The sequence below is a fragment of the Mediterraneibacter faecis genome, assembly GCF_055383675.1.
Genome location: NZ_AP043803.1, coordinates 2,517,434 through 2,530,801, shown reverse-complemented (window position 1 = coordinate 2,530,801; position 13,368 = coordinate 2,517,434). Strand labels below are relative to the sequence as shown.

The 13,368-nt window shown below is 43.1% G+C and carries 18 protein-coding genes; all 18 read left to right on the top strand.

What is annotated here, in order from left to right:
* The first annotated feature begins 1 nt into the window (after position 1).
* Positions 2–1,906, top strand: a complete 1,905-nt coding sequence (locus ACZ47Z_RS11910) for a phage minor capsid protein (protein WP_464525596.1) — start codon at positions 2–4, stop codon at positions 1,904–1,906.
* Positions 1,903–2,193: a hypothetical protein gene (locus ACZ47Z_RS11905; protein ID WP_054751716.1), complete on the top strand. Its 291-nt coding sequence runs from the start codon at positions 1,903–1,905 to the stop codon at positions 2,191–2,193. Before ACZ47Z_RS11910 ends, ACZ47Z_RS11905 begins: the two co-directional genes overlap by 4 nt.
* A gap of 56 nt (positions 2,194–2,249) precedes the next feature.
* Positions 2,250–2,537, top strand: a complete 288-nt coding sequence (locus tag ACZ47Z_RS11900) for a ribosomal-processing cysteine protease Prp (RefSeq protein WP_370791390.1) — start codon at positions 2,250–2,252, stop codon at positions 2,535–2,537.
* Between the two features lie 87 nt (positions 2,538–2,624).
* Complete coding sequence (locus tag ACZ47Z_RS11895; protein WP_226871620.1) at positions 2,625–3,236, top strand: hypothetical protein; 612 nt, start codon at positions 2,625–2,627, stop codon at positions 3,234–3,236.
* A 12-nt stretch (positions 3,237–3,248) separates the two neighbouring features.
* On the top strand, positions 3,249–4,229 hold the full coding sequence (locus tag ACZ47Z_RS11890; protein WP_054751718.1) for a phage major capsid protein: 981 nt from the start codon (positions 3,249–3,251) through the stop codon (positions 4,227–4,229).
* A gap of 16 nt (positions 4,230–4,245) precedes the next feature.
* Positions 4,246–4,659, top strand: coding sequence for a head-tail connector protein (locus ACZ47Z_RS11885; protein WP_226871621.1), 414 nt, complete (start codon positions 4,246–4,248; stop codon positions 4,657–4,659).
* Positions 4,628–5,029: a DUF6751 family protein gene (locus tag ACZ47Z_RS11880; protein ID WP_226871622.1), complete on the top strand. Its 402-nt coding sequence runs from the start codon at positions 4,628–4,630 to the stop codon at positions 5,027–5,029. The genes ACZ47Z_RS11885 and ACZ47Z_RS11880 overlap by 32 nt, the downstream gene beginning before the upstream one ends.
* Positions 5,030–5,413: a minor capsid protein gene (locus tag ACZ47Z_RS11875; protein ID WP_226871623.1), complete on the top strand. Its 384-nt coding sequence runs from the start codon at positions 5,030–5,032 to the stop codon at positions 5,411–5,413.
* Positions 5,400–5,822 (top strand): hypothetical protein, encoded by a 423-nt coding sequence (locus ACZ47Z_RS11870; RefSeq protein ID WP_117569502.1) that lies wholly within the window; start codon positions 5,400–5,402, stop codon positions 5,820–5,822. Before ACZ47Z_RS11875 ends, ACZ47Z_RS11870 begins: the two co-directional genes overlap by 14 nt.
* A gap of 15 nt (positions 5,823–5,837) precedes the next feature.
* Positions 5,838–6,344 (top strand): hypothetical protein, encoded by a 507-nt coding sequence (locus ACZ47Z_RS11865; RefSeq protein ID WP_117569501.1) that lies wholly within the window; start codon positions 5,838–5,840, stop codon positions 6,342–6,344.
* 17 nt (positions 6,345–6,361) lie between these two features.
* On the top strand, positions 6,362–6,760 hold the full coding sequence (locus tag ACZ47Z_RS11860) for a DUF6673 family protein (RefSeq protein ID WP_117569500.1): 399 nt from the start codon (positions 6,362–6,364) through the stop codon (positions 6,758–6,760).
* Between the two features lie 3 nt (positions 6,761–6,763).
* A complete protein-coding gene (locus ACZ47Z_RS11855) occupies positions 6,764–7,324 on the top strand; it encodes a bacteriophage Gp15 family protein (protein ID WP_117569499.1) in 561 nt (186 codons plus the stop codon).
* A 214-nt stretch (positions 7,325–7,538) separates the two neighbouring features.
* Positions 7,539–10,079 (top strand): phage tail protein, encoded by a 2,541-nt coding sequence (locus ACZ47Z_RS11850; RefSeq protein WP_226871624.1) that lies wholly within the window; start codon positions 7,539–7,541, stop codon positions 10,077–10,079.
* Positions 10,076–10,858 (top strand): hypothetical protein, encoded by a 783-nt coding sequence (locus ACZ47Z_RS11845; RefSeq protein ID WP_054751729.1) that lies wholly within the window; start codon positions 10,076–10,078, stop codon positions 10,856–10,858. Before ACZ47Z_RS11850 ends, ACZ47Z_RS11845 begins: the two co-directional genes overlap by 4 nt.
* Positions 10,852–11,841 (top strand): siphovirus ReqiPepy6 Gp37-like family protein, encoded by a 990-nt coding sequence (locus tag ACZ47Z_RS11840; RefSeq protein WP_226871625.1) that lies wholly within the window; start codon positions 10,852–10,854, stop codon positions 11,839–11,841. Before ACZ47Z_RS11845 ends, ACZ47Z_RS11840 begins: the two co-directional genes overlap by 7 nt.
* Positions 11,838–12,671 (top strand): hypothetical protein, encoded by an 834-nt coding sequence (locus ACZ47Z_RS11835; RefSeq protein ID WP_464525595.1) that lies wholly within the window; start codon positions 11,838–11,840, stop codon positions 12,669–12,671. The genes ACZ47Z_RS11840 and ACZ47Z_RS11835 overlap by 4 nt, the downstream gene beginning before the upstream one ends.
* A 125-nt stretch (positions 12,672–12,796) precedes the next feature.
* Positions 12,797–13,168: a hypothetical protein gene (locus tag ACZ47Z_RS11830; protein WP_054751733.1), complete on the top strand. Its 372-nt coding sequence runs from the start codon at positions 12,797–12,799 to the stop codon at positions 13,166–13,168.
* Positions 13,169–13,224: 56 nt separating this feature from the next.
* Positions 13,225–13,368, top strand: a complete 144-nt coding sequence (locus ACZ47Z_RS11825; RefSeq protein WP_226871627.1) for a CD1375 family protein — start codon at positions 13,225–13,227, stop codon at positions 13,366–13,368.

Here is a 13,368-nt window from a genome sequence, read left to right as displayed (position 1 = left end):
TATGCGAGATGATTACAAGAATCAGATGGCCAGTAAGATTGCTGGAAGATATCAAGATTTAGAACTTCGGATTATGAAGGATATTGTCCGGCGGATCAAGAAAACCGGAAAGATTACAGGCACAGCAGACTGGCAGATTAGCAGATTGCTTATTTTGGGTTATTCATCAGAAGACATTGAAAATGAAATCAAGGCAACGCTTAGTGCTTCTTACCCGGAGATGTTTGAGTTGTACGATAAAGTGATTGATTGGGAATATGTCCGCAATAAGGATATATACGAACAGATTAATGCAGAGTACATACCATTCGAAGAAAATGAACAGCTCAAGCAGATTACAGATGCAATCGTGCAGCAGAGTTTGGAAAATTTAGAAAATGTGACAAATTCTCTAGGGTTTTACTTAGATTACGGAGATGGAAAAAAGATTATAACACCGTTGTCGCAGGTCTATACAAATTATCTTGATTCAGCTTGCTTTGATATCGTGACCGGATCGTTTGATTATAATACAGTTCTAAGACGAGTAGTCACACAGCTGACCAATAGCGGATTACGGCAGATAGAATATGCATCCGGCAGAACCAATCGTGTGGATGTGGCTGCTAGGAGAGCTGTTATGACAGCGGTAAGCCAGATCACTGGGAAAATATCAGAGTATAACGCAAAGAAGCTAGGAACGGAGTATTTCGAGGTGGAGTGGCATGCAGGAGCACGACCAACTCATTCCGTATGGCAAGGAAGAATATGGACAGAAGAGCAATTACATTCTGTTTGCGGTCTTGGTACGGTGACAGGTCTTCTAGGAGCAAACTGCTATCATACCTATTATCCATTCATAAAAGGAATTTCAGAGAGGAACTGGCCAGATGATTGGCTGGAAGAGCAGAATCAAAAGGAGAATGATCCGAAGGAGTTCCGTGGTAAAGAATATACGCTATACGAAGCAAAACAAAGACAGAGGCAGATGGAAACAGCCATGAGGGCACAGCGTGAAAAAGTGTGTTTACTGCAACATGGTGGCGCTGATCCGAATGAAGTAATACTTCAAAAAGCAAAATATCAAGGACAGCTTAATGAGTATTCCAGATTCTGCCGGAAGATGAGCCTTACAGAAGAACGTGAGCGTATCTATTTGGATATGCGGGGAAAAGTAGCTCCAAGCAAAGCAGAATTAAAAGTGGCAAAGAATATAATGGGTACAGACAATCTGTTTGAAAAGAGCAAGGTAGTAAAAATGCTAGGCGTGGATAAAAAGAATGTCGATTTTGGAAAAATGGATGAAAGATCAAAGAAATCGGTATATAATGGAATTAAGAAAGTATACGATAAATTTCCACAGCTTAAAGGATATACGAACAAAGTATTGTATGATCCCAATATAACAGGCTATGCAATGAGCGAGTCTTTGTCTGGCGTTTTGAGAATTAGCAGTGAGTTTAGTGACTACAAGGAGCTAAAAAAGCGGTATGACCGAGATGTAAGAATGCAGTTTCATCCTGAAGGGACTGATGCGGACGCTATTATAATTCACGAAATGGGGCATCAATTAGATGGTTATCTTACACGAAATAGAGTTTGGGGAGGAAAAATAAGCATATACGGAACAACTCGAACGAGTGCAGCTGTAAAACGAGAAGTATTGCAACAATTAGGATATTTTGATTATATTCGTGTAGAGCGTGCGGAATGGTCCCGGATGGGATATAATGGAAGAGAGCTTAACGAAGCGTTAGAGTTTTCTAAAAAAGAATTTATTACTAAACATATATCAGAGTATGCAAATAAGAATGAAAGAGAGTTTTTTGCAGAATGCTTTTCAGAATATATGACTAGTAAAAAGCCAAGAGAAGCCGCTAGAATCTTTGGAGAGGTTTTAAAAGAGATTATGGAGGGATTGCAATGACGATGTTTGACATGAGCACACCAGATGTAGATAAAAAACTACAAGAAATTGAAGATGAAGATATGCGTAGTGTTATGGTTGAACAGGGATATTCAGAAGAGCAGATAAAAATTGCTATTAGAAATACACATCTGCTCGATGAAATAAATAGCCTGAAAGAAATTTTATGCGAACCAGAAGAGATTGTATCTACTTTGCAAGAAAAGGGTTGGGAAAAAGAAGAGATTGAAAAGTTTAAACATGAATTAGAAATTGAATACAACAAAGCATTAAATGCAGTTGTATAGTTGCCACCAGTCATAATGACCGGTGGTATTTTTGTACTCAATTTTAGGAGGTTTCAATGATAACTATTAAAATAACAGATCGCAGTATTCAGATGAACGGTCATGCAGGAAGAAATGGTCCTAACGGTGTCGATCGTGTGTGCGCTGCGGTATCAGCGCTTACATGTAATCTGATTAATTCATTAAAAGATCTGTCTAATGATCGGATAAGAGAGGATACTGGAAGTGGAATGACAATAATTGAATGGGAAAAACTATCAGATGGTGGAAAACTTCTGATGGATTCTTGGTTCCTTGGGGTTACAGATATTAACAGGGAATACAACTGTATAACATTTATGTAGAAAACATCCTTCGGGGTGTTTTTATTATGTCCAAAACGTGAAGACGGAAAAAGCTCAGAGCCTGTCGAGGCAAAACGGAGGTATGAAATGTATAAAAAAAGAATGATGTTACAGCTCTTTGAAGACGGCGCAGGAGCTGGCTCTGGTACACAGGGTGGAAATGCCGGGAATGGAGATGGTGGAAATGGATCCACTGGTGGCGCATCCGGAGCACATGGAACCGGAACATATACCTATGAACAATTGGAAGAGATTGCAAGTTCACGAGCGAAAAAGTCGGAAAGAGCAGCTCTTGCAAATTTCTTCAGAGGTCAGGGAATGACAGAAGACGAGGTAACTCAGGCAATTAGCCAGTTCAAAACAGAGAGAGCTAAAAACCAACCGAACGTAGCGCAGTTACAACAGCAGTTAGCAGAATCTCAGAACAAGGTCCAGCAGATGGAAAATGAAAAATTCTTGTCCAGCAAAGGAGTAAAGGTGGACGATCTGGACTATGTAACTTTTAAAATCTCCAAAATGGTAGATGATAAAACAACATTTGAAAAGGCAGCAGAGAAGTTTTTGAAAGAGAATCCAAGATATGCAGGCGGTAGCTCTTATCGTATCGCAGATTCTTCAGTAGGAAATGCATCCGATGGTTCTGGTGGAAATATGAATGCATCCATCAATGACAGAATCAGAGCTGCTGCAAGAAGATAATGGAGGCATGAAATGAATAGAAAAAGAATGAATTTAAGAATATTTGAAACAGATGTAAACATTATTGATCGTAGCGGAGCAGAGTCACTTATTCCTACGCAGGAAGCAAGCGAGATTATCCAGGGAACAATCGCACAGTCAGCAGTGCTGTCAAGAGGACGTAAGCTTGCAAATATGACGAGTAAGCAGTACAAGATGCCAGTCCTTGATATGCTGCCGATTGCTTACTTTGTAAATGGTGATAATGGCCAGAAGAAGACAACAAAGCAGGCTTGGGACAAGAAGTTTATTACAGCTGAGGAAATTGCTGTTATTGTTCCGATTCCGGAAGCTGTATTGGACGATGTAGAATATGACATTTGGGCAGAAGTAAAGCCAAGAGTAACAGAGGCATTTGGAAAAGTGATTGATGCAGCTGTGCTGTTTGGTGAAAATAAACCTTCTACATGGAGAGAAGATGTAGTTGCGACAGCTACAAAAGCGAATGCAGTTGTGACATTAGGAACGTCAGACAGCCTCTATGACAAAATCATGGCAGAGGATGGAGTGATCGCAAAAGTTGAAGATTGCGGATATTTTGTAAATGGTCACATGGCAGATATCTCTATGAGAGCTAAACTTAGAGGACTGAAAAATACAAATGGTGATCCATTGTTTAAACAGGATTTGCAGGGAACTACACAGTATGCACTTGATGGATCCCCAATGAACTTCCCAAACAACGGTGCGTTTGATAAATCAAAAGCTCTCATGATCTCCGGAGATTTCTCGCAGCTTGTATATTCTATCCGTCAGGATATTACATTTAAGCTGTTCACAGAAGGTGTTGTCCAGAATACGGACGGAACCATCGCATACAATCTTATGCAGAACGATATGGTTGCGCTTCGTGCAGTGATGCGTCTTGGATGGGAAATCCCGAACCCGATCAATTCACTGAAGACAGACAAGACCAAGAGATGTCCGTTTGCAGTTCTGAAATCCGGTGAGTAAGGGAAGGTGATGATCCATGCAGGTCACGTATGGATATTATGCAGACGAATATGGAGGAAGAACCATTCCGGAACAGGACTTTCGAAAAGCCGAAAGGCAGGCGGAAGCCTATATCCGGCATTTGACTTATGTGAAAGGTGATATCTTTGCTGTGGAAAATGACGCGGTAAAAGATGCTGTTTGCGCTGCAGCAGAGGTTTATTACAAATACAATGCACAGCAGCAGTCAGAAACCCCGTTGGTGAAGTCAGAAAATAATGACGGATACAGTGTCACTTATGTTACAGAGCAGACGGATGGAAAGACAGCAGAAGAGATTGTGAAGAAAAAGGTATATGATGCGGTATATCCTTATCTTCTTCCTACTGGATGGCTGTCAAGAAAGGTGGGGATGCGTTGTGATCACAAATATGGATGTGACTGTTTATAACAGGAAATACGATGAGACCACTCATTTTGATACCTGGTCCCGGACAGTCTTGCACGGCGTTCATGTTTATGTAGATCATAAGGCCGCAGTTTCAGATAACGGTCTGAACAGTGCGGAAGTCTATAAGATCCGTATTCCTGCGGATATTCCAGAAGCAGATCAGTATCTCCCGCCGGAAGAGTATGCCTGTTGTGGAGGCTTCGGAAACTGGACTATACAGAACGGGGATCAGATCGTGCTCGGTGAGTGCTGTCAGGAGATTGAGAAGCCGGCGGATTTGAAAAAGCTGTTCCAGAGGCATTGTAAGGTGACAAGCTGGTCAGATAACCGGTTTGGGACGCTTCCACATTGGAGGGTCGGAGGTGAGTAGATGGCTGGCAAGAAAGCATTTTCAATCAATACGCCACGTGGAAGTATCACCACGGTTACGAATTCAGACGGATCGGTAACGGCAGAACTGAAATGGGCACCTGGCTTTTCAGAGCGAAAAGAGGGTGCTTTTTCCAATGCACAGGAATTCGTCGATTCAGAATGCCTGCGCTATATGAATCCACTGACTCCGAGAAGAACCGGGATGCTGATCAAGTCCGGAACGCTTGGAACGGTGATCGGATCCGGATCAATCGAGTATATCACTCCGTATGCACGCCGCCAGTACTATGAACACAAGACAAGGTCAAAATGGTTTGAAACCATGAAAGCAAGCAAGAAGGATGTTATAAGGGAAGGGGCAGAGAAGATTGCAGGAAAATAAGAAGACGCCAATCATCGAAAGTATCCGGGAATATGTGAAGTCCTACCCAGGCATTAACAACCGGAAGATCAATATCGATTATCTCGGTGACGGAATGGAATACTCCATTGATCCGATCGGAGCAGATCCGATATACAAGAAATATGTGGATGGCTCCTGCCTGAAACAGTTCCAGTTCGCTCTGACAAGTAAGGAAGCTTATGACGGGGACGCCAGAACAGGAATCGCAAACAGCGGGTTCTATCAGGACTTCGAGGAGTGGACACAACAGAACAATATGAATGATATCGTACCGGAGCTGGACGGGCATGACGCTATTCGAGTAGAAGTGCTGCAGTCCGGCTATTTATTTAGCGCAGAAGCTGATCTGGGACGGTATCAGATGATTTGCAGAGCAATTTATAAATAAACAGGAGGTATGGAAATGACAACAGCTGATGGAAAAAAGAAATTGGTTGGAAGACATAAGCGAGTTGCGTTTATGGATGCAACAGGTGATGGGAAGAACTTCACCAGGATGACAGGATTTACTTCCATGTCAGACGGAAAAAACGCAACAGAATACAGCAGACAGTATGTGGACGAAGCAAGTGAGCGTTCGGACGTGGTTGGTTATGCACCATCTGTCGATTATGAGTTCGACCTGTATACAAACGATCCGGTACAAGCAAGAATCGCAGAAATTACAGATGATGAACTTATTGGATCAGACACACAGGTTACAATCGTGACTGTAGATCTGTTTGACGAAAAGCAAGTGGAAAACACATGTACCGCAAGAAAGCGTGACTGGAATGTAATCCCGGATACAGAAGGGGATGGAACGGACGCACTGATCTACAAAGGTAGCTTCAAGGCGTCAGGCAATATCACGAAAGGCACAGCCACTACTACAGACGGCTGGGAGACTTGTACATTTGCAGCAGAGTGAGAAAGAGAGGTTAGCTAATGGAAATTTTTAAATTTGGAGATCTTGAAGCGGAGATCGATTTTACAGACGCTGATTTCCTGGAAAACCTGGAAGAAGCAAAGGAGCTGTTACAGGAAGAAGCAAAGAAGACTCCGGTTACAGGGAAGACGGCAGACATCATCCGTGCCCAGTGCAGGTGCTATTTCAATTTCTTCGACAGAATCATCGGAGACGGGGCACATGAAGCAATGTTCTGCGGAAAGACAAGCCTGAACCTGTGCATTGAAGCTGCAGAGGCATTGAAAAAGTTCGAGGATGCGGACGCTGAAAGAATCAATGGAAAGTATAGTGAATATACCATACAGCAACATGGAAACAGGCAGCAGAGAAGGAACTATAATAAGCAGAAGAATAGGAAATACTCCAACAACAGGTAAGAGATGAACATTTTGATTGATAAGTTTCCGGAATTTGTATCAGTGGACGGAAAGGAATATCCGGTGGAGACAGATTTCCGGAAATGGATAAGACTAATGAAACTGGTAGAGGACGACAGTGTACCGGAGAATGTTAAGTGCGGACTAATGATGCAATGGTATACGGACGCAATACCGGACGATCTGGAAGCTGCAATTGATGCACTCGGCGAGTTCCTCGCCATGAATCCGGGTGAAAAAGAAGAAATTGCACCTGTGCAATCATCAAAACAGGTCTATTCCTACGAGGAAGACATGACATGGATCTACAGCGCATTCAGGGAAGTGTATGGTATTGACCTGCAGAAAATTGAGTATATGCACTGGTGGGAGTTTCAGACATTATTTACAGGGCTTCCGGAAAGCACAGAGATTAAGCAGAGAATGATGTACCGAAGTATAGATCTCAGAACTGTAAAGGACAAGGATGAGCGTAAAAGAATCAAGAGAATACAGGATGCCATTGCGCTGAAGAAGAGAAAGAGAAAAATGACAGACTACGAGATTGGGGATATGTTTGCGTGACAAAGAAAATGATGATCAACATCCCGACAGAACGCAAATGGTACAGGTGTCCTTATTGTGGAAAGAAACTGCTGATATACGAAGATACAGCCAAGTGCAATGGCGTGTATCTTAATTGTCGGGAATGCAGGAGAGAAGTGAAGATTAGGATTTAAGCACATGTGAGCCGTTGAGCCGTGCTATCAGAAAGGGTGATAGTATGGCGGACGGCTATTTGAATTTTGATACAAAAATTAATGAAAAAGGGTTCAACGACGGCATAAAGAAGCTGGGAAGCCTCGGGAAAAGCGGATTATCGGTTGTAACGAAAGCAACTGCAGGAGCAGTAGCTGCTATTGGAACAGGAGCGGCCGCAATCGTAAAGACATCACTTGATGTGGTGGCAAATATGGAGCAGCAGGTCGGCGGAGTAGAGACACTGTTTAAGGACAGTGCATCGACGGTAATTAAAAATGCCAATATGGCGTATAGGACAGCTCAGATTTCCGCGAATGAGTATATGTCCACGGTAACGAGCTTCTCGGCATCATTGCTGCAGGGGCTTGGTGGAGATACTGCGAAGGCAGCAGAAATTGCGAATACAGCACTGATTGATATGGCAGATAATGCCAATAAGATGGGCACGAACATGCGCGACATCCAGAATGCTTATCAGGGATTTGCAAAGCAGAATTACACCATGCTCGACAACCTGAAGCTGGGATATGGCGGTACACAGGCGGAAATGATCCGGCTGATCAACGACTCAGGTGTTCTGAACGAAAAGATAGAGGATCTCGATAACGTTACATTTGATCAGATGATCCTCGCAATCCATAAGATCCAGGAAAATCTTGGAATAACCGGAACATCTGCGAAGGAAGCGTCAACAACAATTGAGGGATCTGTTAATTCTGCGAAAGCTGCATGGGAGAACTTTGAAGCAGGCGTGATCAGCGCGAATGATCTTGTAGATACTTTCTGGACAGCTTCACAAAATATCTTCAACAATTTGGAACAGATTATTCCGAGACTTGGGAAGACTGGAATGGATGTTCTTGAATCATTATCTGGAAAAATCGGAGAAGCTGTGCCGCAGCTAAAAGTTTTTACGGATAGTGTTGGAAATTTGGCAGATAAGTTGCAGAACATGAGCACAGATGAGCTTATGAATCTCGGCAAGACGGTAGCGGTTCTTGCAGGGGCAGCTCCGGCATTTAGTGCACTTGGGAAAAGTGCCGGTACATGTGGCGATATCTTGAGTGGTCTGGGAGAAATAAGCGGCGGAACAGTAGCAAAGCTGAACAAGATGCCGGGAGATATCAAAAAACTCGGCGGAAAGATGAAAGCTGGCGCCAAGGCACTTTCTACAGCAAAAGATGCAGTGTTGATTCCATTTGAAGGAATGGAAGAACAGATTTCCGGAGTGCTTGGTAAAATAACGTACCATGTGAAATATTATGGAGCCGGAATTCAGAATCAGATCAGCAAATTAGGCGCACCAGTGACAAATGCAGTGTCTAAATTTACTGCGCCAATAAGAAAACTTGGATCGGTAATCGGTGGAAGTTTTGGAAAAGTAGGAACACAGATTTCCGGGTATGCAAGTATCATTGGAAATGCCTTTGCGCCGATTCTGTCATCGGTTGCCGGATTTATCCCATCCTTTATCAGTCTGCTGAATTTCGGGGCGGTCGCAGCCGTTGTTGTTGCCGGCTTGGGATTGATCTACAGTCAGTTTGGAACGCAGATTGATCAGCTGCTGCTTCTTGCGCAGACGAAAGGTCCGGAGATTATTTCCAATCTTGGAAATGGAATTACAGCAGCACTTCCGGGATTGATGGGGCAGGGCGCAACGCTGATTTTGGGATTAATGAATGCAATCACAGCGAATCTGCCGGCGCTTATTTCTACGGGCGCAAGTATTATAGCAACACTTGTGAGCAGTTTGGCAGAACAGCTCCCGCAATTGATTCCGGCAGCGGCAAGTATGATTCTGACACTGGTGGAGGCGATGATCAGCAATCTCCCACAGATTATCTCGTCAGGACTTGATTTAATGATGGGGCTCGCACAGGGGATCGCAAATGCAATCCCGCAGGTGACAGCGAAAGCGCCGGTCATTATTGGAAAACTGGCATCTACGATTATTACGAACCTGCCAAAGATCATACAAACTGGTATTCAGATTCTCACACAATTGGCGGTCGGACTGGTAAAAGGAATTCCGACCCTGCTTGGTAAGATCCCGTCCATGATCAGCCAGATCAAGAATGCATTCACCAGTGTGGACTGGGGAAGTGTCGGCGTTAATATTATCAAAGGAATTGCAAGCGGACTTAGCAGCGCGGCAAAGAGTCTGGCAGATGCAGCAGCAAATGCAGCAAGCAATGCCCTTGACTGGGTGAAATCAAAACTTGGTATTCATTCACCGTCCCGTGTGTTTCGTGATCAGGTAGGTAAGATGATGGCTCTTGGTATGGGAATCGGATTTGAGAAGAATATTCCAGTCAAGAGCATGAGCGCAGGAGTCAAGAGAGCTGTAGGAAGCCTGAAGAAGTCAGCTGAATTGATTACAAGCAGAAGCACATCCAACAACAGCGTGGATGGAATACGAAACCATCCGGTATGGGGCGGACCAACGGATCAGACGGATTATGACAGATTGGAGAGGATACAGATGAAAGCGGCCAAGACGATAGCGAAGAGACCAATATATCTTGGAACAGAGCGAATTGACAAGCCACTGCCGAAAGGAGCGGTACCGCAAGTATGATTGTATATTATGAAAATTCAAAAGGGGAGCAACTGAATCTTCTGAAGGCTCCCTATAGGACTATGAAGACAGACTGGTTTGATGCGGACTGGTCAGAGTCTTCTAACGGGTATGAAAAGACCGTGACAATTGACGTATTCGGGAAACGAAACGAATTCCGGTCGAATATGGAGCAACTCTATAAGATCATAGCAGTTGATGCGGAAAATGAAGTATATGGAAGGCTGTATGTAAATGGAGCTTATTTACGATGCAGGATATTAAAATCGGCAAAGGAAGGATGGAAAGGTTACGTCTATTCCGAGGTGGGACTTACCTTTCAGGCACCGGAGCTTGTGTGGGTGGTAGAAACTGGAAAACAATTCTTTCCACAGCCCGAAGAAGAGGCAGCTGCAGGTATTGATTTTCCGTATAATCATCCGTTCGACTTTGCAGGAGTGAAGCGCGGGACCGCTGTGTGGGAAGTAGAGCATATTATTCCGAGTGATTTCCAGATGATTATCTACGGACCATGCGTGAATCCAAGAATCTTAATCAATGATTATCCTTATGAGGTATTTGTGACACTGGAACGAAATGAATATCTTGTGATCGACAGCAGATCTTGTAAGGTTATGAGATATTTATCAAATGGAACTGTGCAGAATGCATTTAATGAGAGAGCGCTGGAACATAGCATATTTGAGAAAATTCCTTCCGGGCTTTTAAATATCAACTGGTCGGGAGACTTTGGTTTTGATTTGACCTTATTTTTGAACAGGAGGGAGCCGCCGTGGTAACACTGGCAGATAAGAATCTACATGAGATTGGATATGTGAAAGATGCTAATTTTACTGCAGATGTGAATGGAGAGTACGAGTTTTCAGTTCAGATCGCAAGATCAAACTGGTATCCGGAATTGAACTTTTCCAGTTATATATACATTGTTGGTACAGAATATGGTGGAATTATCGGTGAGATCCTGACGGATACCACACTTGATTATGTGGAAGTGAAAGGGATCACCTGGCGTGGATTTTTGCAGTACAAAGTGATTGAGCCGCCGGCAGGATCTGATTACAAGAAAGTAACAGGGGAAATACATCAGGTTATGAAAGCATTGATTGAACCGGAGTTTAGTGGCTTGTATGTAGTGTCTTCCAAGAATACAGAAATCACGGTCAGTAATTATCTGTTTGACCGCTACTGTACCTTGCTTGCAGGGATTAGCAAGATGCTGAAAAGCAAAGAGTATAGGTTGAACATCCGGTTCCTTCGGGAGCAGGGAGAACCGGGATATCTGCTGATAGAAGCAGTTCCTGTTGTAGATTATTCAAAAAAACTGGAACTGTCGAAAGACATGCAGCTGAATTATACAATGGATGATAAGCGGAATGGAGTGAATCATCTGATCGTAGCAGGAAAGGGAGAACTTCAGGAAAGAAATGTATTCCATCTGTATGTACAGAAAAACGGTAGTATTGGAAAAGAAAAATATTATACTGGGCTGGATGAAATCACGGAGGTGTACGAAAATACATCAACGGAGACGGATGAACTTGAGAAAAATGCAATTGAACGACTTCAGGACCGAATGAATAAGAAGACATTCAAAATGGATGTTGCAAGTCTTGGACTTCAGGTCGGTATTGGAGATATCGTAGGAGGCAGAGATTACCTGACCGGGATGTATATGTCAAAGCCTGTAAAGAACATCATCTATGAAATCACAAATGATGTAGAATCAATTACTTATAAATTGGAAGGAGAAGATGAAGAATGAAAATTGTATCTGGAAGAACCGGATCACCCCATGTGACTTCGCAGCAGTTCCGGCAGATGCTGGAAGGAATACTGGGACAGGACAGTTATATTCTCACGAGCGGAGAAAATTTAAAGCCGGAATTGAGTTCCAATAATCTGCTCAAGATCCGGAGCGGGATGATGTGCCATCATGGATGTATTTCCTGTGTGGAAATCGGAACTTATGATGAGGTCACTCTGACGAATGGATCACATGGAATGCAGAGAATTGACCTCGTGGTAAACCGGTATACCAGGAATGCGGAGACAGAGGTTGAAAAATGCGAATGGAAGGTGATCACCGGGACAGCAAAGGCGAGCAGCCCAGCAGTTCCGACATATACGAAGAGCAATCTTCAGGAGGGAGATCTTGTAGATGAGTGTCCGGTATTTGAAATTCACTACAATGGAATCAATGTTACGGAGGTGAAGAGCCTGTTGAGTGTAGTGGGATCACTTGCTGAATTAAATGGCAAATCATATGAGCTGATCAAAGTCAGTGATAACAGATATGTGAAGAAATACGCAGACGGACGCTTTGAAGCATATGGTCATATAGCAATCAAGGATCTTGTATTTGCAAATCAGATTGGATCAAGCGGTGTTTATTACGCTCAATATCAGAAATTAAATATTGGGATTACTGCTAAAACCATTTCATCTGTACAACACACGGCAAATAACTCTGGTGTTGTATGGACTGGCAATGCATCTGTGTCTGGAATCGACATGAAAGGAACTATCTTGCAATATGGTAATACTTCCAGAGCAACAGATTTAAACTATGATGTTAAGGGAACCTGGAAATAACTCACAATTCTTATTTCTAAGGAATTGGCAGTGGTTTTGGATTCACATCCGGCGCAGGTCGGGTGTCTTTGTTATGCGCTTTTATATATGCAACATAGAAACATGATTCAGAGAAAGGAAAAGATATGAAAATTATATTCAACGATGGTCAGGAGCTGACAGTGCAGGATGTATCCATTCAGGCTGATGGTGGTCTTCTGGTCAAAACAATCTCAGCAACAGAGGATGAGATCAAAGCAATTTTTTCAGACTCCATGACAACAAAGAAGATGACAGTCCGTGAGCGTGGATCAGAGCTTGCATGCTATGAAAATTATACGAAGTTTGATGCTGTTGTGAAGTATACAGCGGGCATTCTTGGAATTGTCATGTACCAGGAAGAGCAGGCACCGGAAGACCGAATCAAGGCACTTGAGAAAGAAAAGGCAGACATGAAGGAGAAGATTGACCAGTTAGAGGGCTGTCTTCTGGAAATGTCTGAGCTGGTATATCAGTAATGGTAACTCTATTAACCAATTTATTCATAATGCTACAAAACAACGGAGGTAAAGAAATGATGGCAATGTTATGGGCACAGCAGATTATGTTGGGAAAGAAAACGTATGAACAGGTTCCAAGACTTTTGAAAGATAAGGTAAAAGAGATCCTGGAAGATTCCGGAATGGGCGAACTTGTTACAGATGAGACACAGGAGTAG

Coding starts and splice junctions, on each gene's coding strand:
- ACZ47Z_RS11885 (WP_226871621.1), top strand. CDS start 4,246: ATGCAGGTCACGTATGGATATTATGCAGACGAATATGGAGGAAGAACC.
- ACZ47Z_RS11905 (WP_054751716.1), top strand. CDS start 1,903: ATGACGATGTTTGACATGAGCACACCAGATGTAGATAAAAAACTACAA.
- ACZ47Z_RS11845 (WP_054751729.1), top strand. CDS start 10,076: ATGATTGTATATTATGAAAATTCAAAAGGGGAGCAACTGAATCTTCTG.
- ACZ47Z_RS11910 (WP_464525596.1), top strand. CDS start 2: ATGCGAGATGATTACAAGAATCAGATGGCCAGTAAGATTGCTGGAAGA.
- ACZ47Z_RS11895 (WP_226871620.1), top strand. CDS start 2,625: ATGTATAAAAAAAGAATGATGTTACAGCTCTTTGAAGACGGCGCAGGA.
- ACZ47Z_RS11860 (WP_117569500.1), top strand. CDS start 6,362: ATGGAAATTTTTAAATTTGGAGATCTTGAAGCGGAGATCGATTTTACA.
- ACZ47Z_RS11835 (WP_464525595.1), top strand. CDS start 11,838: ATGAAAATTGTATCTGGAAGAACCGGATCACCCCATGTGACTTCGCAG.
- ACZ47Z_RS11865 (WP_117569501.1), top strand. CDS start 5,838: ATGACAACAGCTGATGGAAAAAAGAAATTGGTTGGAAGACATAAGCGA.
- ACZ47Z_RS11855 (WP_117569499.1), top strand. CDS start 6,764: ATGAACATTTTGATTGATAAGTTTCCGGAATTTGTATCAGTGGACGGA.
- ACZ47Z_RS11825 (WP_226871627.1), top strand. CDS start 13,225: ATGATGGCAATGTTATGGGCACAGCAGATTATGTTGGGAAAGAAAACG.
- ACZ47Z_RS11890 (WP_054751718.1), top strand. CDS start 3,249: ATGAATAGAAAAAGAATGAATTTAAGAATATTTGAAACAGATGTAAAC.
- ACZ47Z_RS11830 (WP_054751733.1), top strand. CDS start 12,797: ATGAAAATTATATTCAACGATGGTCAGGAGCTGACAGTGCAGGATGTA.
- ACZ47Z_RS11875 (WP_226871623.1), top strand. CDS start 5,030: ATGGCTGGCAAGAAAGCATTTTCAATCAATACGCCACGTGGAAGTATC.
- ACZ47Z_RS11900 (WP_370791390.1), top strand. CDS start 2,250: ATGATAACTATTAAAATAACAGATCGCAGTATTCAGATGAACGGTCAT.